This window comes from Aeromicrobium sp. WCS2018Hpa-31 (assembly GCF_031843905.1).
GTDB lineage: Bacteria > Actinomycetota > Actinomycetes > Propionibacteriales > Nocardioidaceae > Aeromicrobium.
Genome location: NZ_JAVTJF010000008.1, coordinates 129,576 through 149,658, shown reverse-complemented (window position 1 = coordinate 149,658; position 20,083 = coordinate 129,576). Strand labels below are relative to the sequence as shown.

At 71.5% G+C, this 20,083-nt stretch carries 18 protein-coding genes; 8 read left to right on the top strand and 10 right to left on the bottom strand.

Annotated features, from left to right (window positions below):
• The first annotated feature begins 153 nt into the window (after window positions 1-153).
• The gene (locus RQG84_RS12200; protein ID WP_311210248.1) at window positions 154-1,152 is read left to right on the top strand and encodes a LacI family DNA-binding transcriptional regulator; all 999 of its coding nucleotides are present in this window, start codon (window positions 154-156) and stop codon (window positions 1,150-1,152) included.
• A 9-nt stretch (window positions 1,153-1,161) separates the two neighbouring features.
• On the opposite strand, the gene RQG84_RS12195 is transcribed toward RQG84_RS12200, so the two are convergent.
• The 5 genes from RQG84_RS12195 to RQG84_RS12175 all read right to left on the bottom strand — a co-directional run bounded on the left by RQG84_RS12195 (window position 1,162) and on the right by RQG84_RS12175 (window position 6,383).
• Complete coding sequence (locus tag RQG84_RS12195; protein WP_311210247.1) at window positions 1,162-2,151, bottom strand: Gfo/Idh/MocA family oxidoreductase; 990 nt, start codon at window positions 2,149-2,151, stop codon at window positions 1,162-1,164.
• The gene (locus RQG84_RS12190) at window positions 2,148-3,308 is read right to left on the bottom strand and encodes a Gfo/Idh/MocA family oxidoreductase (RefSeq protein ID WP_311210246.1); all 1,161 of its coding nucleotides are present in this window, start codon (window positions 3,306-3,308) and stop codon (window positions 2,148-2,150) included. Before RQG84_RS12190 ends, RQG84_RS12195 begins: the two co-directional genes overlap by 4 nt.
• 140 nt (window positions 3,309-3,448) lie before the next feature.
• Window positions 3,449-4,321 carry an ATP-binding cassette domain-containing protein gene (locus RQG84_RS12185; RefSeq protein ID WP_311210245.1) on the bottom strand — a complete coding sequence of 291 codons (873 nt, stop codon included), beginning with the start codon at window positions 4,319-4,321 and terminating at the stop codon, window positions 3,449-3,451.
• Window positions 4,318-5,352, bottom strand: a complete 1,035-nt coding sequence (locus tag RQG84_RS12180) for an ABC transporter permease (RefSeq protein ID WP_311210244.1) — start codon at window positions 5,350-5,352, stop codon at window positions 4,318-4,320. Before RQG84_RS12180 ends, RQG84_RS12185 begins: the two co-directional genes overlap by 4 nt.
• 74 nt (window positions 5,353-5,426) lie before the next feature.
• The gene (locus RQG84_RS12175) at window positions 5,427-6,383 is read right to left on the bottom strand and encodes a sugar ABC transporter substrate-binding protein (RefSeq protein WP_311210243.1); all 957 of its coding nucleotides are present in this window, start codon (window positions 6,381-6,383) and stop codon (window positions 5,427-5,429) included.
• A gap of 170 nt (window positions 6,384-6,553) precedes the next feature.
• Between RQG84_RS12175 and RQG84_RS12170 the strand changes: the two genes are divergently transcribed.
• From RQG84_RS12170 to RQG84_RS12145, 6 genes are all read left to right on the top strand, one after another.
• On the top strand, window positions 6,554-7,297 hold the full coding sequence (locus RQG84_RS12170) for a GntR family transcriptional regulator (RefSeq protein WP_311210242.1): 744 nt from the start codon (window positions 6,554-6,556) through the stop codon (window positions 7,295-7,297).
• Between the two features lie 123 nt (window positions 7,298-7,420).
• Entirely contained in the window at window positions 7,421-8,428 is a 1,008-nt protein-coding gene (gene iolC, locus RQG84_RS12165; RefSeq protein WP_311210241.1) for a 5-dehydro-2-deoxygluconokinase, read from the top strand.
• A 5-nt stretch (window positions 8,429-8,433) separates the two neighbouring features.
• A complete protein-coding gene (locus tag RQG84_RS12160; protein WP_055966351.1) occupies window positions 8,434-9,339 on the top strand; it encodes a hypothetical protein in 906 nt (301 codons plus the stop codon).
• Window positions 9,336-10,268: a 5-deoxy-glucuronate isomerase gene (gene iolB / locus RQG84_RS12155; RefSeq protein ID WP_311210240.1), complete on the top strand. Its 933-nt coding sequence runs from the start codon at window positions 9,336-9,338 to the stop codon at window positions 10,266-10,268. The genes RQG84_RS12160 and iolB overlap by 4 nt, the downstream gene beginning before the upstream one ends.
• A gap of 1 nt (window position 10,269) precedes the next feature.
• Window positions 10,270-12,192, top strand: a complete 1,923-nt coding sequence (gene iolD, locus RQG84_RS12150) for a 3D-(3,5/4)-trihydroxycyclohexane-1,2-dione acylhydrolase (decyclizing) (protein WP_311210239.1) — start codon at window positions 10,270-10,272, stop codon at window positions 12,190-12,192.
• An 87-nt stretch (window positions 12,193-12,279) separates the two neighbouring features.
• A complete protein-coding gene (locus RQG84_RS12145) occupies window positions 12,280-13,773 on the top strand; it encodes a CoA-acylating methylmalonate-semialdehyde dehydrogenase (RefSeq protein WP_055965023.1) in 1,494 nt (497 codons plus the stop codon).
• Window positions 13,774-14,306: 533 nt separating this feature from the next.
• On the opposite strand, the gene RQG84_RS12140 is transcribed toward RQG84_RS12145, so the two are convergent.
• The 5 genes from RQG84_RS12140 to tig all read right to left on the bottom strand — a co-directional run bounded on the left by RQG84_RS12140 (window position 14,307) and on the right by tig (window position 19,213).
• Complete coding sequence (locus RQG84_RS12140) at window positions 14,307-15,194, bottom strand: TIM barrel protein (protein WP_055965020.1); 888 nt, start codon at window positions 15,192-15,194, stop codon at window positions 14,307-14,309.
• A 175-nt stretch (window positions 15,195-15,369) separates the two neighbouring features.
• The gene (locus tag RQG84_RS12135) at window positions 15,370-15,864 is read right to left on the bottom strand and encodes an SRPBCC family protein (protein WP_311210238.1); all 495 of its coding nucleotides are present in this window, start codon (window positions 15,862-15,864) and stop codon (window positions 15,370-15,372) included.
• The gene (locus RQG84_RS12130) at window positions 15,854-16,330 is read right to left on the bottom strand and encodes an SRPBCC family protein (protein WP_056555178.1); all 477 of its coding nucleotides are present in this window, start codon (window positions 16,328-16,330) and stop codon (window positions 15,854-15,856) included. The genes RQG84_RS12135 and RQG84_RS12130 overlap by 11 nt, the downstream gene beginning before the upstream one ends.
• Before the next feature lie 65 nt (window positions 16,331-16,395).
• Complete coding sequence (locus RQG84_RS12125) at window positions 16,396-17,652, bottom strand: hypothetical protein (protein ID WP_311210237.1); 1,257 nt, start codon at window positions 17,650-17,652, stop codon at window positions 16,396-16,398.
• A gap of 148 nt (window positions 17,653-17,800) precedes the next feature.
• Complete coding sequence (gene tig / locus RQG84_RS12120; RefSeq protein ID WP_311210236.1) at window positions 17,801-19,213, bottom strand: trigger factor; 1,413 nt, start codon at window positions 19,211-19,213, stop codon at window positions 17,801-17,803.
• A gap of 282 nt (window positions 19,214-19,495) precedes the next feature.
• Here tig and RQG84_RS12115 point away from each other — a divergent pair, with 282 nt between their 5' ends.
• Entirely contained in the window at window positions 19,496-20,002 is a 507-nt protein-coding gene (locus RQG84_RS12115; RefSeq protein ID WP_311210235.1) for a calcium-binding protein, read from the top strand.
• The last annotated feature ends 81 nt before the right edge of the window (window positions 20,003-20,083 follow it).

Here is a 20,083-nt window from a genome sequence, read left to right as displayed (position 1 = left end):
TGGGCTGCCGGGTCGGACGACCGGACGTGGCCGGGGCGGGGGCTGACTAGAACGTTCTAGTAGAACGATGCAGACCGAGGATATGATGCGGACGCCCCATCGTCAAAGCCCTCTCGTCCAAGCCCCGCCGTCGACGAGCCCCCAGGAGGACGCGTGACCCGCACGACGCTCGCCGACGTGGCCCGCGAGGCCGGGGTCTCGGTCGCCCTCGTGTCGATCGTGATGCGCGACGCCCCCGGGGCGAGCGCGGCGACCCGGGAGCGGGTCCGCGGCGTCGCCGAGCGTCTCGGCTACGTGCCCGACCAGCGCGCCCGCCAGCTGCGGCGCACGGACACGCGGCTGCTGGGCGTCACGTTCGACCTGCACCAGCCCTTCCACGGCGACCTCGTCGAGCACCTCTACGAAGCGGCCGCCGCACAGGGCTACGACGTCGCGATCAGCGCCGTGGCGCCCTCGCGCGACGAGGACGCGGCGGTCCAGGCCCTCCTGCGGGAACGGTGCGACGCCCTGGTGCTGCTCGGTCCCGACCTCTCCCCCGACGCCCTCGGCTCGCTCGGCACGCGGGTCCCGACGCTCGTCGTGGCCCGCCGGAGCGACGCCGACGGCGTGGCCTCGGTGCGGGGTGACGACGAGGCCGGCGTCGGACTCGCGGTCGACCACCTGGCCGACCTCGGCCACGTGCGGGTGGTGCACGTCGACGGCGGGTCCGCGCCCGGCGCCGAGGACCGCCGCCGGGGCTTCCACGCAGCGGCCGTGCGCCGCGGCATGCAGTCGTGGGTCGTCCCCGGCGGACCCACCGAGCAGGCGGGCGTCGAGGCGGCGCGACGCCTGCTCGACCAGCGCCCGACGCCGACGGCCGTGGTCGCCTTCAACGACCACTGCGCCTCAGGCGTGCTCGACGTCCTGCTGCGAGCCCACGTCGACGTCCCGGCCGACGTGTCGGTCGTGGGCTACGACGACTCCCGGCTCGCCGTCGCCCGGCAGGACCGGATGACGACGGTGGCGCAGAGCGCCCTCGAGATGGCGGAGCGAGCCGTGTGCGGAGCGCTCGACCTGCTCGCGGGACGGGACCCGACCGAGGTCGTGCTCACGCCACGACTCGTGGTGCGCAGCACCAGCGGGCCCGCCCCCCGCCTGGCCGACCCTGCCTGACCGACCCCGTCAGGCGTAGAGCGCCGGGCGCTCGGGGACGACGACGGGCTCGCGTGCGCCCGAGTCCAGGGCCGCGACGCCGGAGGCCGCGACCAGGTTGGCCGCGAAGCCGTCCCACGCCGATGCGCCCACGACCTCGCCGCGCAGCGACGCGTCGACCCAGGCGGAGAGCTCGAGCCGGTAGGACTCGATGAAGTGCTCCACGAAGTCGCTCCCGATCGTCGTGCTGCTCTGCCCCGCGAGGCGGCGAACCACCGGGGGCCGGGGCTCGAGAATCGCCGACCCGCCGTCGCCGACCACCTCGACGCGCACGTCGTACCCGTAGGCGGCGTTGCAGTAGACCTCGGCCGTGATCATCTGGCCGGCCGCCATCCAGATCGTGGCGACCTGCGGGTCCTTGAAGCCCTCGGCGATCGGCGACTCGACGCGGATGGCCGCGATCTCGTCGTCGAGCAACCACCGGAAGGTGTCGAACTCGTGGATCATCGAGCCGGTCACCAGCGTGGACGAGTCGGTGCTCGTCGCGTTCGTGGCGTTGCGGTGGATCCCGTGCACGAGCTTCACCTGGCCGAGCGACCCGTCGGCGACCGAACCCTTGAGGCTCACGAAGCCCGGGTCGAAGCGCCGGTTGAAGCCGACCTGCACGAATCGGCGCCCGGCCGCGACCTCGGCGTCCACGACGCGGCGCGCGTCGTCGGCGGTCACCGCGAGCGGCTTCTCGCACAGGACGTGCTTGCCGGCCTCGATGCCCGCGATCGCCAGGTCGGCGTGCGTGAAGTCGGGCGAGGCGATCACGAACGCGTCGACGTCGGCGACCAGCGCCTCGGGCGAGGCCGCGGCCTCACCGCCCACCTCGGCCGCGACGGCCTGGGCGCGCGCGGTGTCCATGTCGAAGACCCGTGTGACCTCGGCGCCGGGGACGCTCGTGGCGAGCGTGCGCACGTGCGCCGCGCCCATGGCACCGGCGCCGACGACGCCGACCTTCAGTCGCTTGCTCACAGCTGGACCCACTTTCGTTCGTCGGAGGACAGGATCATGGCGTCGAGCACCCGCGCCGCGGCGAGCGCGTCGTGGATGGTCGCGCCGACGGGCGTGCCGGTGGCGATCGACTCGACGAGACGTCGGGCCTCCACCACCTTCAGGTCGTCGAAGCCGACCGGGTTGTTCGTGCCGGGCTGGAAGGCACCGATCTCGCCGTCGCCCGGTCCGGCGTACTCGGTGGCGTAGAAGGTGTCGGTGTAGGCGTCGTCGCGCGCCGACGCGACGCGCAGCTCGTTCATGCGACGGAAGTCCCACGCTACGGCGCCGCGGGTGCCGTGGACCTCGAAGCCGTAGGTGTTCTGCTCCCCCACGGCCACGCGACTCGACTCCAGCACGGCCCGCGAGCCGTCGGCGAGGCGCAGCAGGGCGCTCACGTAGTCCTCGTTCTCGACGTCGCCGAGCGCGCCGGCACCCTTCTCGTAGTGCATCGCACCCGGCACGGCCTCGCGACGCTGCGCGATGAAGGTCGCGCGGTCCACGACGAGCTCGGCGACCGGCGCCACCACGTACCCGAGCAGGTCCGTCGCGTGGCTCACGAGGTCACCCAGCACGCCCGAGCCGGAGAACTCGGTCCGGAAACGCCAGGACAGTGCCGCGTCGGGATCGGCGGAGTAGTCGGCGAGGAACCGGACGGTGGAGTGCTCGATCTCGCCGATGGCCCCCGACGCGACGATGCGCCGGGCCCGTTCCACGGCCGGCACGTTGCGGTAGTTGAACCCCGCGGCGGCCTGCACGCCGGAGGCCTCGACCGCAGCCACGATCTCGGCGGTCTCCCCGGCGTCGCGGCCGGCGGGCTTCTCGACCCAGAGGTGCTTGCCGGCCCGCGCCGCGGCGACCGCGACGTCGCGGTGGATGAAGTTGGGACCGGTCACGCAGACGAGGTCGACCTCCGGGTGCTCGACCAGCTCGCGCCAGTCCGAGAGCAGGTGCTCGAACCCGTACGCGGCGGCGGCTCGCGCCGTCCGGTCGTCGGGGGCGTTGTCGGCCACCGCCACGAGGCGGGGGCGCAGCGCCGTGTCGGGGTAGTGCTGGACGAGCCGGGTCAGGGCTCGGGCGTGCACCTGACCCATCCAGCCGAAGCCGACGATGCCGACGCGCAGCTCGGGTGTGCTCACGGGGTCCTGCCTCTCCGCCGTCGCGACGGCGATCGTTCGTGGGGTGCCGGGTCGGGCCCGGCGTGGGGCGCACCGGGCGCGGACAGCGCAGCACGGTCGGCCGGGTCCCCCTGGCTCCCGGCCGACCGTGCGGTCGAGGGTCAGGCCTCGGCGGCCATCTCCTGGGCGATCTCGCTGTCGTCGCCCATCGTGCGGGCCAGCTCGTGCGCCAGGGACTCCAGCTCGGCACCACCGGCCATCATCGAGGTCAGCTCGTCGAGCGTGACCTCGGACTTGGCATAGTCGCCCATGCTCTTGCCGCGACGCAGCAGCATGAAGCGGTCGCCGACCGGGTAGGCGTGGTGCGGGTTGTGGGTGATGAACACGACGCCCAGGCCACGCTCGCGGGCCTTGGCGATGTACTTCAGCACCACACCGGACTGCTTGACGCCCAGGGCGGCCGTCGGCTCGTCGAGGATCAGGACCCGGGCGCCGAAGTACACCGCCCGGGCGATGGCGACGCACTGGCGCTCGCCGCCGGAGAGCGTGCCGATGGGCTGCTCCACGTCGCGCAGGTCGATGCCCATCGCCGCGAGCTCGTCGCGCGTGGTGCTCTTCATGAAGTCGACGTCGAGCTTCTTGAACGGCGCGACGCCCGTGCGGACCTCGCTGCCGAGGAAGAAGTTGCGCCACACCGGCATGAGCGGCACGACGGCGAGGTCCTGGTAGACCGTCGCGATGCCGGCGTCGAGCGCCTGGCGCGGGTTCGAGAACGACGTGGACTCGCCGTCGACCACCAGCGTCCCGTCGGTGTGCTGGTGCGCACCGGCCAGGATCTTGATGAACGTCGACTTGCCCGCGCCGTTGTCACCCAGCACGCAGGTGACCTCGCCGGCCTTGACCGTGGTGGAGACGTCGGACAGCGCGATGATGTTGCCGTAGCGCTTGCCGATGTCCTGGACCTCGACGATCGTCGTGCCGCGCGCGGGCGGCTCGCTGGTCGTGACGGTGGACTGCGTGGACTTCTTGCTCATCGGGACAGCTCCGCTCGCTTGCGTACCCATTCGTTGAGGAGGACCGCTCCCAGCAGCATGATGCCGAGGAACGCCCGGAGCCAGTTGTTGTCCCAGCCCGAGTAGACGATGCCCTGGTTCGCCATGCCGTAGATCAGGGCGCCGAAGGCCGCGCCGATCGCCGAGCCGTAGCCGCCCGTGAGCAGGCACCCGCCGACGACGGCACAGATGATGTAGATGAACTCCTGGCCGACGCCCGTGTTGGACTGCACGGTCGACGTCGTGAACAGCAGCAGCATGCCGACCAGCCAGCCGGCGCCGGCCGTGGTCATGAAGAGCCCGACCTTGGTCTTGAAGACCGGCACGCCGACCTGGCGTGCGGAGACCTGGGCGCCACCGACCGCGAAGATCCAGTTGCCGACGCGCGTGCGCAGCAGCACCCAGGTGGCCACGGCGGTGATGGCCAGCCACCACCAGACGGACGCGAAGACCGCACCGCCGGCGATGTCGACCGACGAGCCGAAGATCGCCTTCGGCTGGTCGTAGAACGGCACCTGGGCCATGCCCTGGATCGCCACCTGGCCCGTGAGGGCCTTCGTGAGGGCGAGGTTGATGCCCTGGAGCACGAAGAACGTGCCGAGCGTGACGATGAAGCTCGGCAGCCCCGTCCGCATGACGATCACGCCGTTGAAGAAGCCGACCGCCAGCGCGAGGGCCAGCGAGACGAGGATCGCGGCCCAGATGTTGAGGCCGTACTCCGTGCAGAGGATGCCGACCGCGAGCCCGGTGAACCCGGTCATCGCGCCGGCCGAGAGGTCGAACTCGCCGCCGATCATGAGCAGGGCCACGGCGACGGCCATGATGCCGATCGTGGAGGCCGAGCGCAGCCAGGTGCTGGCGCCGCTGGAGGTGGCGAAGGCGCTGGTGGTCAGCGCGAAGAAGCTGAAGATGACGATGACGGCGACCAGCGCGCCGATCTCGGGTCGCTTGAGGAGCTTGGTCAGCGTCGACGTCTTGGCGACGCGTTCATCGGCGACGGAGGCTGTCGTCATGGTGTGGGTGCCTTTCGTGGAGGGGGGCGGCGGGGACCCGGACATGGTCCGAGTCCCCGCCCGTGACCGCTGTGTCAGCGCGTGCCGTCCTCGGCGAACTTCGCGACGTCGGCCGCGTTGTCCTTCGTGACGAAGGCGGGGCCGGAGTTGATCGGCTGGCCGCCACCGACGTCGTTGCCGTTGATGCTCTTGAGGTAGAGCGTCGTGACGCCCAGGAAGCCCTGGACGTAGGGCTGCTGGTCGACGGCGAACAGGATCTTGCCGTCCTCGATGTTCTTCACGACGTCGGCCGAGAGGTCGAACGTCGCGACGGTGGCGTCGCTGCCGGCCGCGTCGACGGCCGAGACGGCGTCGATCGCGTACTGGCCACCGAGCGTCAGGACGACGTCGATGTCGGAGTCGGCCTGCAGCTTGGAGGTGATGGTCGAGGTGACCGCGTTGTCGTCGGTGCCGTCGACCTGGAGGTTCTCCATGTCGCCGCCGAAGGTGCCGGCAGCAGCCTTGCAGCGCTCCTCGAGACCGACGTTGCCGGCCTCCTGCACGACGCAGATGCCCTTCTTCAGGCCCTCGCTCTTGAGGCGCTCGCCGACGGCCTCGCCGGCGATGGCCTCGGACTGGCCGATGTGGGTGATGGCGCCGAACTCCTGCCAGCGGTCGATGCCGGAGTTGATCGAGACGACCGGGACCCCCGCGGCGACGGCCTTCTTGATGCTGCTCTCGAGACCGTCCGGGTTGGCCATGGAGACCACGATGCCGTCGACCTTGTCGGCGACCGCGCCGTCGATCAGCTGCGACTGCTTGGCCGGGTCGGGGTCGTTGCTGTAGTTGATCTCGACGCCGTAGTCCTTGCCGGCCTGCTCGGCACCGCTCTTCACCCGGTCCCAGAACGCGTCACCGGGGCTCGAGTGCGTGATGACCGCGTACGTGAGGTCCTTGGACTCGGCCGTGTCGTCCTCCTGGCCGGTGCCGCTGCACGCCGCCAGGAGGGCGCCGGCGACGATGACCGCGCCGGCGAGCTTGAGCTTCTTCATGCGGGGGTTCTCCTGTTCTCGGGGCCTGCGGGTCAGGCCCTTCGTGACCTCGCCAGGTGCGACGCGTCACAGTGTGCCCCACTTCACAGCAGGGACGGGTTCATTGTCAAGACATATTGACGAAACGTTTCACGCCGTGTTGCATGGCCTCACAAAGGAAGGACTTTGACGTGTCGGACACAGCCCAGCACATCCAGCTCGACCGCTCCAGCCCGGTTCCCCTGTACTTCCAGGTGGCCGCGCAGCTCGAGCGCGCCATCCTGGACGGCCACCTGGGCGCCGGCGCCAGGATCAGCGACGAGATCAGCCTCGCCGGCCACCTCGGCCTCTCGCGGCCCACCGTGCGCCAGGCGATCCAGGTGCTCGTCGACAAGGGCATGCTGGTGCGCAAGCGCGGCGTCGGCACCCAGGTCGTGCACGGCAAGATCAGCCGCTCCGTCGAGCTGACGAGCCTGCACGACGACCTGCGGGCCGCCGGCCAGGAGCCCTACACCAAGGTCGAGTCCTACGAGCGCATCCCGGCCACCGAGGAGCTCGCCAACGAGCTGCGGGTGGACGTCGGCGCCGAGATCTGGTCGCTCGAGAGGGTCCGGTTCGTCGGGTCCGCCCCGCTCGCCCTCATGCACAACTATCTGCCGGTCGACGTGCTCGACCTCGACACCGTCGACCTCGAGCGGGAGGGGCTGTACGAGTCCCTGCGCAACGCCGGCGTGCTCATGCGCGTGGCCAAGCAGCGCATCGGCGCGCGCAAGGGCGATGCTCGCGAGTGCCGCCTGCTCGAGGAGCGGCGCTCGGCGCCCCTGCTCACGATGCAGCGCACCTCCTACGACGACGCCGGCAACGCGGTGGAGTTCGGCACACACCTCTACCGGCCGGACCGCTACTCCTTCGAGATGACGTTGGTCGACCGCTGAACGACGCCGCACTCGCGGTGGATATATGTCCTGACATTTGTTTGTCATGACAAACAGTTGACATGGTCGTCGTGACGAACGTAACGTCGTCCACGTCGTACCCCGCCCGGCAGAGAGGCCGCCATGAGCACCATCCCCGAGGTCCTGACCTACGGCAGGGCAGGCGTCGACGTCTACCCGCTGCAGATCGGCGTGGGTCTCGAGGACGTCGAGAGCTTCGGCAAGTTCCTCGGCGGGACCACGGCCAACGTCGCGGTCGCCGCGGCGCGGCTGGGTCACCGGGTGGCTGCGCTGACCGGTGTCGGCGACGACCCCTTCGGACGGTTCGTCCGGCGGGCGTTCCGCGACCTGGGCGTCGACGACTCCCACGTCGTGGTCGTGCCGGAGCTGGCCACGCCCGTCACGTTCTGCGAGATCTTCCCGCCCGACGACTTCCCGCTGTACTTCTACCGCAAGCCCAGCGCCCCGGACATGAACCTGACCGTCGACCAGGTCGACCTCGACCTCGTGCGCGAGGTGGGCCTGCTCTGGGTGACCACGAGCGGCATGAGCGAGGAACCGAGCCGCTCGACGCAGCTCGCGATGCTCGAGGCACGTTCCTCGGCGGGGGTGCCGGGCCACGGGCGGCATGACGGCTCGGCACGTCAGGAGCGGCACCACACCGTGCTCGACCTCGACTACCGTCCCATGTTCTGGTCCGACCCCGCGGACGCCACGGTCCAGGTGCAGAAGATGCTGCCCCACGTGAGCGTCGCGGTCGGCAACCGCGAGGAGTGCGAGGTCGCCGTCGGCGAGACCGACCCCGACCGCGCCGCCGACGCCCTGCTCGACGCGGGCGTGGAGCTCGCCGTGGTCAAGCAGGGCCCGAAGGGCGTGCTCGCCAAGACCCGCCACGAGCGGGTCGAGTCCCCGCCGATCCTCATCGAGCCGGTCAACGGCCTCGGTGCCGGCGACAGCTTCGGCGGCTCGCTCGTGCACGGCCTGCTGACGGGCCTCCCGCTGGAGCAGCTGCTGCGCAACGCCAACGCCGCCGGCGCGATCGTCGCGTCGCGCCTCGAGTGCTCGACCGCCATGCCCACCCAGGACGAGATCGACGAGCTCGTCCGAGAGCGCTTCCCGCAGGAGTCGTGACCCGCATGTCCCCCACCCCCCAGGACCCGACGACCCCCTTCGTCGCCGACATCGCCGCGCTGCGCGAGGTCCGGGCGCACGACCCCCAACGCGTCACGAAGCTGCTGAGCTCGCGCCGTCGGCGGCCGCTGCTGCCGGCCGACGGACGCCTGATGATCGTCGCGTGCGACCACCCCGCCCGCGGTGCCCTCGCTGCGACGGGCAACCCGACGGCGATGGCCGACCGTCACGAGGTGCTCGCCCGTCTGGTCACCGCGCTCGGCCGCCCCGGCGTCGACGGCGTGCTCGCGACGGCCGACGTCCTCGAGGACCTGCTGCTGCTCGGCGCGCTCGAGGACAAGGTGGTCTTCACCTCCATGAACCGTGGGGGCCTCGCCGGCTCGTCCTACGAGATGGACGACCGCATGACGGGCTACGACGTGCGGGGCACGATCGACGCCGGGTTCGAGGGCGCCAAGATGCTGACCCGCATCGACCTGGACGACCCGGGCACCCTGCGCACGCTCGAGACGCAGGCGGCCGCGATCACCGAGCTCAACCGGGCCGAGGTCGTCGCCATGGTCGAGCCGTTCATGTCGAGCCGGCGCGACGGCAAGGTCGTGAACGACCTCTCCCCCGACGCCGTCATCAAGTCCGTGGCCATCGCCCAGGGGCTCGGTGCCGCGAGCGCCTTCACGTGGCTCAAGCTCCCCGTGGTGGAGGAGATGGAGCGCGTCATGCGGTCCACGACGCTGCCCACGCTGCTGCTGGGCGGCGACCCGACCGGCCACCCCGAGACGGTCTACCGCAGCTGGGAGCAGGCCCTGGCCCAGCCCGGGGTCCGTGGCCTGATGGTCGGCCGCACCATGCTCTTCCCGCACGACGACGACGTCGCCGGCGCCGTCGACACGGCCGTGGGACTCGTCCGGTGACCACCACTGAGCGCGGCGGGGGTGCCGGGCCGCGGGCGGCAACGGACTGGGTCGTCCCCGCCGGCGAGGGCGCCGAGGACGGCTTCGACCTCGCCGTCGTCGCGGGCGAGCGGGAGGGCTGGTCGCACACCAGCCTGTGGACCGTGACGCTGGCCGCCGGCGAGAGCCGCACCGTGGCCGCACCCGGCCAGGAGCTGCTGGTCGTGCCGCTGTCCGGCGGCACCGAGGTGGCCGTCGGCAGCACCGTCGGCAGCACCGTCGACAGGGAGACCTACACCCTCACCGGTCGCTCCGACGTGTTCGCCGGACCCACCGACGTGGTCTACGCACCGCTCGACGCCGCCGTCACGCTGACGTCGGCCGACGGTGGTCGCTTCGCGGTCTGCGGCGCCACGACCGACGTGGTCCTGCCCGCCCGGCACCTGCCGGCGGCCGAGGTCCCCGTCGAGCTGCGCGGGGCCGGGCAGAGCAGCCGCCAGGTGCGGAACTTCGGCACCGTGGGCGTCCTCGACGCCGGGTCGATCATCGCCTGCGAGGTCATCACCCCGGGCGGCAACTGGTCCAGCTACCCGGCGCACAAGCACGACGAGGAGTCCGAGCACGAGTCCGCCCTCGAGGAGATCTACTACTTCGAGGTGCAGGACGGGCCGCAGGGCCAGCCCGGGCTCGGCTTCCACCGCACCAGCTCGACGCCCGCGGGCGAGATCGACGTGCTGCACGAGGTGCGCGACCGCGACACCGTGCTCGTCCCCCACGGGTGGCACGGACCGTGCACCGCGGCCCCCGGCCACGACATGTACTACCTGAACGTCATGGCCGGACCGGGCGCCGAGCGTGCGTGGCTCATCAGCGACCACCCCGACCAGACCTGGGTCAGGTCCACCTGGGAGCACCAGGAGATCGACCCCCGACTCACCGAAGGCGACTGACATGACGCAGACCCGACGGCTCACCGTCGCGCAGGCCACCATCGCGTTCCTGGGCGCTCAGTACTCCGAGCGCGACGGCGTGGAGCACAAGCTGTTCGCCGGGGCGTTCGGCATCTTCGGCCACGGGAACGTGGCGGGCCTCGGTCAGGCGCTGCTCCAGGCCGAGCTCGAGGACCCCGACCTGCTCCCCTACGTGCTCGGCCGCAACGAGCAGGCCATGGTGCACTCGGCCGTGGCGTACGCCCGGCAGAAGGACCGGCTGCAGACCTGGGCCGTGACGACGAGCGTCGGGCCGGGCGCGACGAACATGGTCACCGGCGCCGCGCTGGCGACGATCAACCGGCTCCCCGTGCTGCTGCTCCCCGCCGACACGTTCGCCGACCGCAGCGCCTCGCCCCTGCTGCAGGAGCTCGAGCTCCCCCAGTCCGGCGACGTCACCGTCAACGACACCTTCCGCGCCGTGTCGCGCTACTTCGACCGTGTGTGGCGTCCCGAGCAGCTGCCGTCGGCGCTGCTGGCCGCCATGCGGGTGCTCACCGACCCGGCCGAGACCGGGGCCGTCACGATCTGCTTCCCGCAGGACGTGCAGGCACAGGCCCACGACTGGCCGGTCGAGCTGTTCGAGAAGCGCGTGTGGCACGTGGCGCGCCCCGTGCCCGAGCGCTCGCTGGTCGACGTCGCCGCCGAGGCGATCCGCTCGGCGCGGCGTCCGGTGCTCGTCGCCGGCGGTGGCGTGCACTACAGCCAGGCCACCGAGGCGCTGGCGGCCTTCAGCGAGGCCACCGGGATCCCCGTCGGCCAGAGCCAGGCCGGCAAGGGCACGCTCGTGTACGACCACCCGCAGTGCCTCGGCGCCATCGGCTCCACCGGCACGACGGCCGCGAACGCGATCGCCCGCGACGCCGACCTGGTCATCGGCGTCGGCACCCGCTACTCCGACTTCACGACGGCCAGCCGCACGGCGTTCCAGGCCGAGGGCGTGCGCTTCGTGAACGTCAACGTCGCGGCGATCGACTCGGTCAAGCAGTCGGGCCTCGCGATCACCGCCGACGCCCGCGAGACGCTCGACGCCCTGCGCGTGGCGCTCGACGGCCACCGCGTCGACGACGCCTACGTCGAGGAGTACCAGCGCCTCGCGGCCGACTGGGACGCCACCGTCGAGGCCACCTACGTGCCCGAGACGCCCGACCGCGGTGCGGGCGGCCTGCCCACGCAGGGCGAGGTGCTCGGCCTGGTGAACGAGCTGTCCGACCCGCGCGACGTGGTGCTCTGCGCCGCCGGCTCGATGCCCGGCGACCTGCACAAGCTGTGGCGCACGCGCGACAGCAAGGGCTACCACGTGGAGTACGGCTACTCCTGCATGGGCTACGAGGTGGCCGGCGGGATCGGCGCCGCGATGGCCGAGCGGGGTGACCGCGACGTCTTCGTCATGGTCGGCGACGGCTCGTACCTGATGATGGCCACCGAGCTCGTGACCGCGGTGCAGGAGGGCGTGAAGATCATCGTCGTGCTCGTGCAGAACCACGGCTACGCCTCGATCGGCTCGCTGTCGGAGAGCCTCGGCTCGCAACGCTTCGGCACCCGCTACCGCTACCGCGCGGAGGGATCCGGCCGGCTCGACGGGGAGAAGCTCCCCGTCGACCTCGCGGCGAACGCCGAGAGCCTCGGCGTCGAGGTCGTGCGCGTGGACTCGGCCGAGGCGTTCGGCAAGGCCGTCACCGCGGCCAAGGAGTCGCCGACGAGCACCGTCATCCACGTCGAGACCGACCCGCTCGTCCCTGCACCGAGCAGCGAGTCGTGGTGGGACGTCCCGGTCAGCGAGACCTCCACCCTCGAGTCCACCCAGCAGGCCTACGAGACCTACCGGTCCGCCAAGGCCGGCCAGCACCTGCACCTCACCCCGCCGCCCACGCCGGGCGCCTAGGCACGACGCCGCCCACAGCCCGGCACCCCCGCCGGAGGCGACCGCCCCACCCCACCAGCACCTGCACCACCGAGGAGAAGAGCCACCATGGCCACCACCGTCACCCACTGGATCAACGGCGCCCCCGTCGAGGGCACGAGCGGACGCTTCGGCGACGTCACGAACCCCGCCACGGGCGAGGTCACGTCGAGCGTGTCGTTCGCGTCCGAGGACGACGTCGCCGCAGCCGTCGCCGCAGCGAAGGCCGCGTTCCCGGCCTGGCGCGACACGTCGCTGGCCCGCCGCACCCAGGTCATGTTCGCGTTCCGCGAGCTGCTGAACGCCCGCGCCGACGAGCTGGCCGCGATCATCACCTCCGAGCACGGCAAGGTGCTCTCCGACGCCGCCGGCGAGGTCGCTCGCGGCCAGGAGGTCGTGGAGTTCGCGTGCGGCATGCCGCACCTGCTCAAGGGCGGCTTCACCGAGAACGCGTCCACCAACGTCGACGTGCACTCCGTGCGCCAGCCCCTGGGCCCGGTCGCGATCATCAGCCCGTTCAACTTCCCGGCGATGGTGCCGATGTGGTTCTTCCCCGTCGCGATCGCCGCCGGCAACACCGTCGTGCTGAAGCCGTCGGAGAAGGTCCCGACGGCCGCGGTCTGGATGGCGGAGCTGTGGAAGGAGGCCGGTCTGCCCGACGGCGTGTTCAACGTGCTGCACGGCGACAAGGTCGCCGTCGACGGACTGCTCACCAGCCCCGACATCAAGAGCGTCTCGTTCGTCGGCTCGACCCCCATCGCGCAGTACGTCTACGAGACCGGCACCGCGCACGGCAAGCGGGTCCAGGCCCTCGGCGGCGCGAAGAACCACATGATCGTGCTCCCCGACGCCGACCTCGACCTCGCCGCCGACCAGGCCATCAACGCCGGCTTCGGCTCCGCGGGCGAGCGTTGCATGGCGATCTCCGCCGCCGTGGTGGTCGGGGACGTCGCCGACACGTTCGTCGCGAAGGTCAAGGAGCGCGCCGAGGCGCTGCGCACCGGTGACGGCACCCGCGGCTGCGACATGGGCCCGCTCGTCACGTCGCAGTCGCGCGACCGCGTGGCCGGCTTCGTCGACGCGGGCGAGGCCGCCGGCGCGACGCTCGTGGTCGACGGCCGCAACCCCGAGGTCGACGCCGCCGGTGAGGGCTTCTTCGTCGGCCCCACCCTGTTCGACCACGTGAGCCGCGACATGAGCATCTACACCGAGGAGATCTTCGGCCCCGTGCTCTCGGTGCTGCGCGTCGACTCCTACGAGGAGGCCCTGGAGCTCATCAACAGCAACCCCTACGGCAACGGGACCGCGATCTTCACCAACGACGGCGGCGCCGCCCGGCGCTTCCAGAACGAGGTCGAGGTCGGCATGATCGGCATCAACGTGCCGGTCCCCGTGCCCATGGCGTACTACTCCTTCGGCGGCTGGAAGAACAGCCTGTTCGGCGACACCCACGCCCACGGCACCGAGGGCGTGCACTTCTTCACCCGCGGCAAGGTCGTCACCTCGCGCTGGCTCGACCCCAGCCACGGCGGCATCAACCTGGGCTTCCCCCAGAACGCGTGACGCTGAACGTGTGACACCGCGCGCCTGACGCTCCACCGACCTGCGGCTGCCACCGCACGGCGAAGGGCCCCGACCTCACGGTCGGGGCCCTTCGTCGGTGGTGGGCTGACTCGCGCCCTCGGTGTGGCGCCGCGCTGGCCCGGCTCCCGCCCGGAGTGGTGCTGCGCTGCCGCGGCTCCCGCTCGGGGTGGTGCTGCGCTGCCGCGGCTCCCGTCGAACCTGGTCTCCGAAAGGGCCTCGACGGAGCGGACGGGCCCGGGCCGCCCCGAGCTCGCCGGGTGCCGCCGGGAGACGCAAGATTCTGCGTTCGTGCACGGTTGGCTGGAGGATTCTGCGTTCGTGCACGGTTGGCTGGAGGATTCTGCGTTCGTGTCCGGATCCCGACACGAACGCAGCATCGTTCGGGCTCGCACCCACGAAGGCAGAATCCTGCGTCCGGCCGGCAGCGCCGACCGACTCGGCGCCCCTGTCCCACCACGACGGACGGGCCCCGCGCAGGTGCGCGGGGCCCGTCCGTCAGGGGGTCGGGGCGGTCAGGCCAGCAGGCCCTCCACGTAGGCGAGGCAGCGGCGCACGTCGGCGACCGGACCCTCGCCCTCGGGCTCGCCGTCGGTGAGCATGAGGTCCTGCTCGAGCACGTACCAGCCGGTGTAGCCGTGGCCCTCGAGGGCGCTCACCATGGCGGCGACGTCGACCGAGCCGCGGCCCAGGACCTGCCACATGCCGTCGGCGACCGCGTCGGAGAAGGTGACCTCGCCGGCCACGACGCGGGCGGCCTTCTCGGCATCGACGTCCTTGAGGTGGACGTGGCCCACGCGGTCGAGGTTGGCGAGCGTGATGGCGACGGGGTCGGCGCCGGCGGCGGCCAGGTGACCGGTGTCGACGCACAGGCCGATGTGCGAGCCGTCGAGGACCTGCTGCACGTCGGCGGCGTTCTCGACGATGGTGCCCATGTGCGGGTGGATCACGGCCACGACGCCGCGCGAGACGGCGTGGTCGGCGATGCGGTCGAGGTTCGCGTTCAGCGTCTTCCACTGCACGTCGTCGAGCACGGGACGTGCGTCGTAGCCCTCCTGGCCGGTGGCCGCGGCCAGCACCACGACGCCCGCACCGGACGCGAGACAGGCGTCGATGAAGCGGTCGACCTCGGGCAGCGGGTCGTGGTCGGCGTCGAACAGCACGACGGGCAGGAACCCGCCGACGGCGGCGAGGCCGTACTGCTCGAGGAAGGCCGCCTTCTCGACGGGCTCGTCCGGCAGGAAGCCGTCGGGACCGAACTCGGTGGCGGTCAGGCCCAGCTCGCGCATCTCGCCGAGGACTCGGTCGGCGGGCAGCTGCAGGCCCCAACCGGGAACCTCGCAGACGCCCCACGAGATGGGAGCGCCCGCGACACGCGTGCGGACGGAAGCGGTGGTCGACATCGGGCGATGTCCTTTCAACAGGGGCGTTATTTGTCGTGACAAAGAGGGACGTCCCTAGTGTGGGCGCGCTCACAGCCCCACGTCAAGCCCATGTCCTGACATACTGACGTGGATTTCTTCGCACGCCCATGCCACTGACACCGATCCGGGGCGGATCGGTGTCAGTGGGCCTCGATCAGCCCAGCGCCTCCGCGTCGCGACGCAGGGCCTCGAGGGTGCGGTGCATGCCGTCGAGCAGGTCGACGTCGTGGTTCTCGGCGCCGCCCATGAACCACTTCCCCGCCAGCCGCACGGTCAGGCCTGCGCGCGGCAGGGCCGTGCGACGCTCGACGACGCGCGTGCCGGCACCCTCGGGCGTCAGCTCGTAGGACCACTCCACGTCGGTCGGGCCGACGTGGAACGCCAGGGCTGCCGAGCCGTCGTGGGTCGGCGGCTTCCACCGGGTGATGCGGGTGGTCGTGGGCCAGACGACGGCACCCTTGCGGTTGACGTTCAGCCCGCGCGAGCCCACCTTCGGCGCAGCGGCGATGAACATCCGCACGGTCTCGGGGCTGCGCTCGCTCATCGAGCGCAGGTCCGAGAGCAGGGTCCACACCGTCTCGACCGGAGCGGCGACGACGACCTCCGCCTCGAGGGGCGGCAGGCCTTGGCTCGGGAACTCAGGCGGCACGGGAGGTCCGCTCGACCTCGGACTTGATCCGCTGCAGCGTGTGCGCGATGCCCTGCTCGAGCTCGGTCTCGAACGCGTCGGTGCCACCGAGGACGTGCTTGGTGAGCAGGTTCGAGAGGTTCGAGACACCGTTCGGGGCGGTGCGCGACTCCGTCAGCCGGGTGCGTCCACCGTCGAGCGCCTCCAGGCGGTACGTCCAGACGGTGCCGTTCTCGGCGACCTTGAGCGCCAGCTCACGCTCGGGCTCGAAGACCTTCACGTACGAGCGCGTCGGCCACACCTTCCAGCCCTGGCGGTTGACGTTGATCGTGCGGGCACCCTGCTTGACCTCGCCTCCGCGGATGATCATCTTCTTGCACTGAGGGCTCCACTCCCCCATGCGCTTGAGGTCGGACACGACGGCCCAGACGGCGGCGGGCGTCGCGTCGATCTCGACGGAGTCCTCGATCAGGCTGCGGTTCGGCACGGTGGTCCTCCAGAAGGTGGTGCGGGACGGGTGGGTCGTTCGGAGAGGGGACGAGGGGCCCGGGCCTAGGCGCGACCGGAGGCGGAGAGCGCACGCACGGGACGGTGACCGGCGCGCACCCACTCGACGATCCAGTCGCCGACCGTCGGGTGGTTCAGCAGGGCGAAGTGGTGGGCGCTCGGGACGTACTCGAAACGGGCGCCGTCGACGACCGGGCCGGTGCGTCCGACCCCGGTGGCCGAGGAGAAGTGCACCAGCAGGTCGCCGAGCACGGCGCTCACGGCGTGCCGCTGCGTGGCACCCAGCGTGCCGGCCACGAAGTGGTACTCGGCGTGCGGGAGCGGCGCCGCGGCGATGCGGTCGAGGCCCCAGGCGCGAGTGAGGTCCTGCCCCTCCCACTCGTCGGCGGAGATGTAGCCGTGGCGCAGGTCGACGATGCCGGCGGAGCGGGTGTCGAGGATGGTGCTGAACGGACGCGACTCCGGCAGGAACCGGAGCACGGACGACCCGAGGTGGGCGACCTTCTCGAGGTTGGCGCCGGCGTGCGGCGTGCCCAGGCAGACGACGTCTCGCACGAGGTGCTGCCACGTCTTGCCGCCCGCCGTGGCGTGGTTGGTCGCGGCCCGCACGACCAGGCCACCCATGGAGTGGCCGACCAGGGTGATGCGCGAGACGGCGGTGGGCCAGACGTCGACGAGCTGGGTGATCAGCGCGTCGAGGTGCTTGCCGTTCTCGGAGATGTGCAGGCCGGTGTTGTACCGGACCATGACCGGCGTCGCGTCGGTCTCGGTGGTGAGCCGCGACGCGTAGGTGGAGCCGCTGACCTTCGAGCCCAGGTCCCACGACTCGTCGTCCTCGCACAGACCGTGCAGGAACACCACCAGGTGGCTGGAGGCACCCCGGAAGGCCTCGGCGACCTGCCACTCGGTGACCGGGAGGTCCGCACCGTCGACGCGCACCGACATGACGATCGCCTGCGGGTCGTCGAGCATGCGCAGCTCGTCGCCGATGAGCCCGTTGACGGCGGCGACGACGCTGCGGCCGAACCGGCTGGACTCGACCGGCGACCCCACGCCCCGCGCGGAGAGCGCGCGCACCGTGCCGCTGCCGACCCTCAGCACGCCCGACACCGCGCCGTAGACCGAGGTCACGACCGCGTCGTGCAACGACTCCGGGACCCGTCCGCCCACGACCCGCGTGGCGCGGAACGCCCGCGCCGCAGCCGCCTGGTGCACCTCGCGGACCGTGCCCACGACCAACCGGTCGAGGTGGTCGAGCGCGAGCGCTGCCACGTCGGTGGTGCGTGCAGGTGTGCCGGGCATGTCTACATACTGCCGGTATCCGGACACGATGGGAACCGGGAGTGGTGAGGTTCTCAGCGATTTCCCGGCCGGCCCACCGGACCGGACCCCGACGCACGACGGCCCGGCACCCCCAGGGGGCGCCGGGCCGTCGTCGGACGACGTCGCGTCAGGCCTTGTCGGACTCCTCGGAGACCTCGGACTCGGCGGCGGCGTCGGCGGACTCGTCGGTCGTCTCGACCTCGTCGTCGGCGATCGAGCCGTCGGCGCGCAGCTTGCCGAGCTCGAGCACGGTGCCGGACGCGTCCTTGACCGTGGCCTGCTGCATGAGGGTGGCGAGCGCCTTGCCGCGCAGCACCTCGCTCACCATCTCGGGCACGTGGTTGTGCTCCATGATGTGCTGGATGTAGGAGTTCGGGTCCTCGCCCGACTCCTGGGCGCGACGCATGATGTGCTGCGTCAGCTCGTCGTTCTCGATGCCGATCTCGGAGTCGGCGACGACCTGGTCGAGCACGAACTGGGCGACGATCGAGTCGCGGACCCGACGCTCCAGCTCTGCCTCGAACTCCTCGGCCGTCTGGCCCTCGTCCTCGAGGTAGGTGTCGAAGGAGATGCCGGCGTACGAGAGCTGCTGCATGATCTGCTCGCGGCGGCCCTGGAGCTCCTCGGCGACGACGGTCTCGGGCAGCGGCGCCTCGACCGTGCCGACGACCTCCTCGAGCACGAGGTCGCGGGCCTCCGCGGCCTGCTCCATGCGCTTGCCGCGCACGAGACGCTCGCGGACGTCGGCCTTGAGCTCCTCGACGGTGTCGAACTCCGACGCCGTCTGGACGAACTCCTCGTCCAGGTCGGCGACCTGGCGCTCCTTGACGTCGTTGAGGGTGACGGTGACGTCGACCGGCGTGCCCTTCAGCTCACCGCCCACCAGCTCGGTGGAGAACGTCGTCGTCGCGCCCTTCTCGAGGCCGATGAGCGCCTCGTCGAGGCCGTCGAGCAGCGTGCCCGAGCCGATCGTGTAGGGCAGGCCCTTGGCGTCGGCGCCCTCGATGTCGGCACCGTCCTTGTCGCGTGCGACGAGGTCGATGGTCACGGCGTCGCCGTCGGCGGCCGCACGGTCGACGTCGAGCGTGACGGCGAAGCGGTCGCGCAGGGCGTCGATCTGCTCGTCGACGTCGGCGTCGGTGACCTCGGCGTCGGCGACCTGGACCTCGATGGCGGCGAGGTCGGGCAGCTCGATGGTCGGGCGCACGTCGAGCTCGGCGGTGATCTCGATGTCCTCACCGTCGGAGAACTTGGTGAGGTCGATCTCGGGCTGGCTCAGCGGCTGGATCTCGGCCTGCTGCAGCGCCTCGCTGTACCAGCCGGGCAGTGCGCCGTTGATGGCCTCGTCGAGGACGGCGCTGCGGCCGATCCGCTGGTCGACGATGGCCGCCGGCACCTTGCCCTTGCGGAAGCCGGGGATGGTGATCTGCGCGCCGATCGTCTTGTAGGCCTTGTCGAGGCTGGGCTGGAACTCCTCGAACGGCACCTCGATCGTGAGCTTGACGCGGGTGGGGCTCAGGGACTCGGTGGTGCTCTTCACGTCGTGCTGCTCCTGCGGTGATGGGGGTCGGGGTGCGTGCCGCATCCGCACGTGACGTGCTGCGGGCACGGGAGGTCGCGCTGGCTCTCCGAGCCTGCGGCAGGACCTCCGGCCAGTCTCTCACGGCCCACCAGTCCAGGGCGAACCCGCACTGCCCCCGGCCGCAGGGGATTCATGAGAGAGCCCTCATGACCGGCTCATCACCGCCTCATGGTGCGTCGCTGTGATGAGGGCAGTCGAGCGGCGACGCTCCCCACCCCATCCCACTCCTGGAGGACCACCATGAAGCGCACCACCCTCGCAGCAGCAGCGGCCGCCGTCATCGGCGTCGTCCCGGTCGCCCTCGTCGTCACCTCCCCCGCCCAGGCCGCGTCGTCGTACTCCTGCGGCGGCTACAAGGCCACCATCGTCGGCACGAACGGGGCCGACGAGATCGAGGGGACGCGCGGACGCGACGTGATCGTGTCCCTCGGTGGCAGCGACGAGATCGACGGCAACGGCGGCAACGACGTCATCTGCTCCGGCTACGGCAACGACGAGGTCGAGGGCGGCACGGGCGCCGACCTGGTCTACGCCGGCTACGGCAACGACGACGTGGACGGCGACTCCGGCAACGACCGCCTGCACGGTGGTCCCGGGCGCGACGAGCTCGACGGTGGCGCGAGCCGCGACAAGGTCTACGGCCAGGACGGCAACGACCTCGTCGAGGGCGGAGCGGCCAAGGACGTCGTGAGCGGCGGCAAGGGCGACGACCGCGCCTACCAGGGCAGCGAGCCCGACGACGACTGACCGCCACGCGGTGCGGAGGGGTCGGGCTCCCGAGGCCCGGCCCCTCCGTCCGACGGCGTGGGCGTGGCCCTGCCACGCTCG

Bases quoted from the DNA above. Each gene is read 5' to 3' on its own strand.
- RQG84_RS12185 (WP_311210245.1), bottom strand. From the start codon at position 4,321: ATGAGCAAGAAGTCCACGCAGTCCACCGTCACGACCAGCGAGCCGCCC.
- iolD (WP_311210239.1), top strand. From the start codon at position 10,270: ATGACGCAGACCCGACGGCTCACCGTCGCGCAGGCCACCATCGCGTTC.
- iolC (WP_311210241.1), top strand. From the start codon at position 7,421: ATGAGCACCATCCCCGAGGTCCTGACCTACGGCAGGGCAGGCGTCGAC.
- RQG84_RS12180 (WP_311210244.1), bottom strand. From the start codon at position 5,352: ATGACGACAGCCTCCGTCGCCGATGAACGCGTCGCCAAGACGTCGACG.
- RQG84_RS12160 (WP_055966351.1), top strand. From the start codon at position 8,434: ATGTCCCCCACCCCCCAGGACCCGACGACCCCCTTCGTCGCCGACATC.
- RQG84_RS12115 (WP_311210235.1), top strand. From the start codon at position 19,496: ATGAAGCGCACCACCCTCGCAGCAGCAGCGGCCGCCGTCATCGGCGTC.
- RQG84_RS12125 (WP_311210237.1), bottom strand. From the start codon at position 17,652: ATGCCCGGCACACCTGCACGCACCACCGACGTGGCAGCGCTCGCGCTC.
- RQG84_RS12175 (WP_311210243.1), bottom strand. From the start codon at position 6,383: ATGAAGAAGCTCAAGCTCGCCGGCGCGGTCATCGTCGCCGGCGCCCTC.
- RQG84_RS12145 (WP_055965023.1), top strand. From the start codon at position 12,280: ATGGCCACCACCGTCACCCACTGGATCAACGGCGCCCCCGTCGAGGGC.
- RQG84_RS12140 (WP_055965020.1), bottom strand. From the start codon at position 15,194: ATGTCGACCACCGCTTCCGTCCGCACGCGTGTCGCGGGCGCTCCCATC.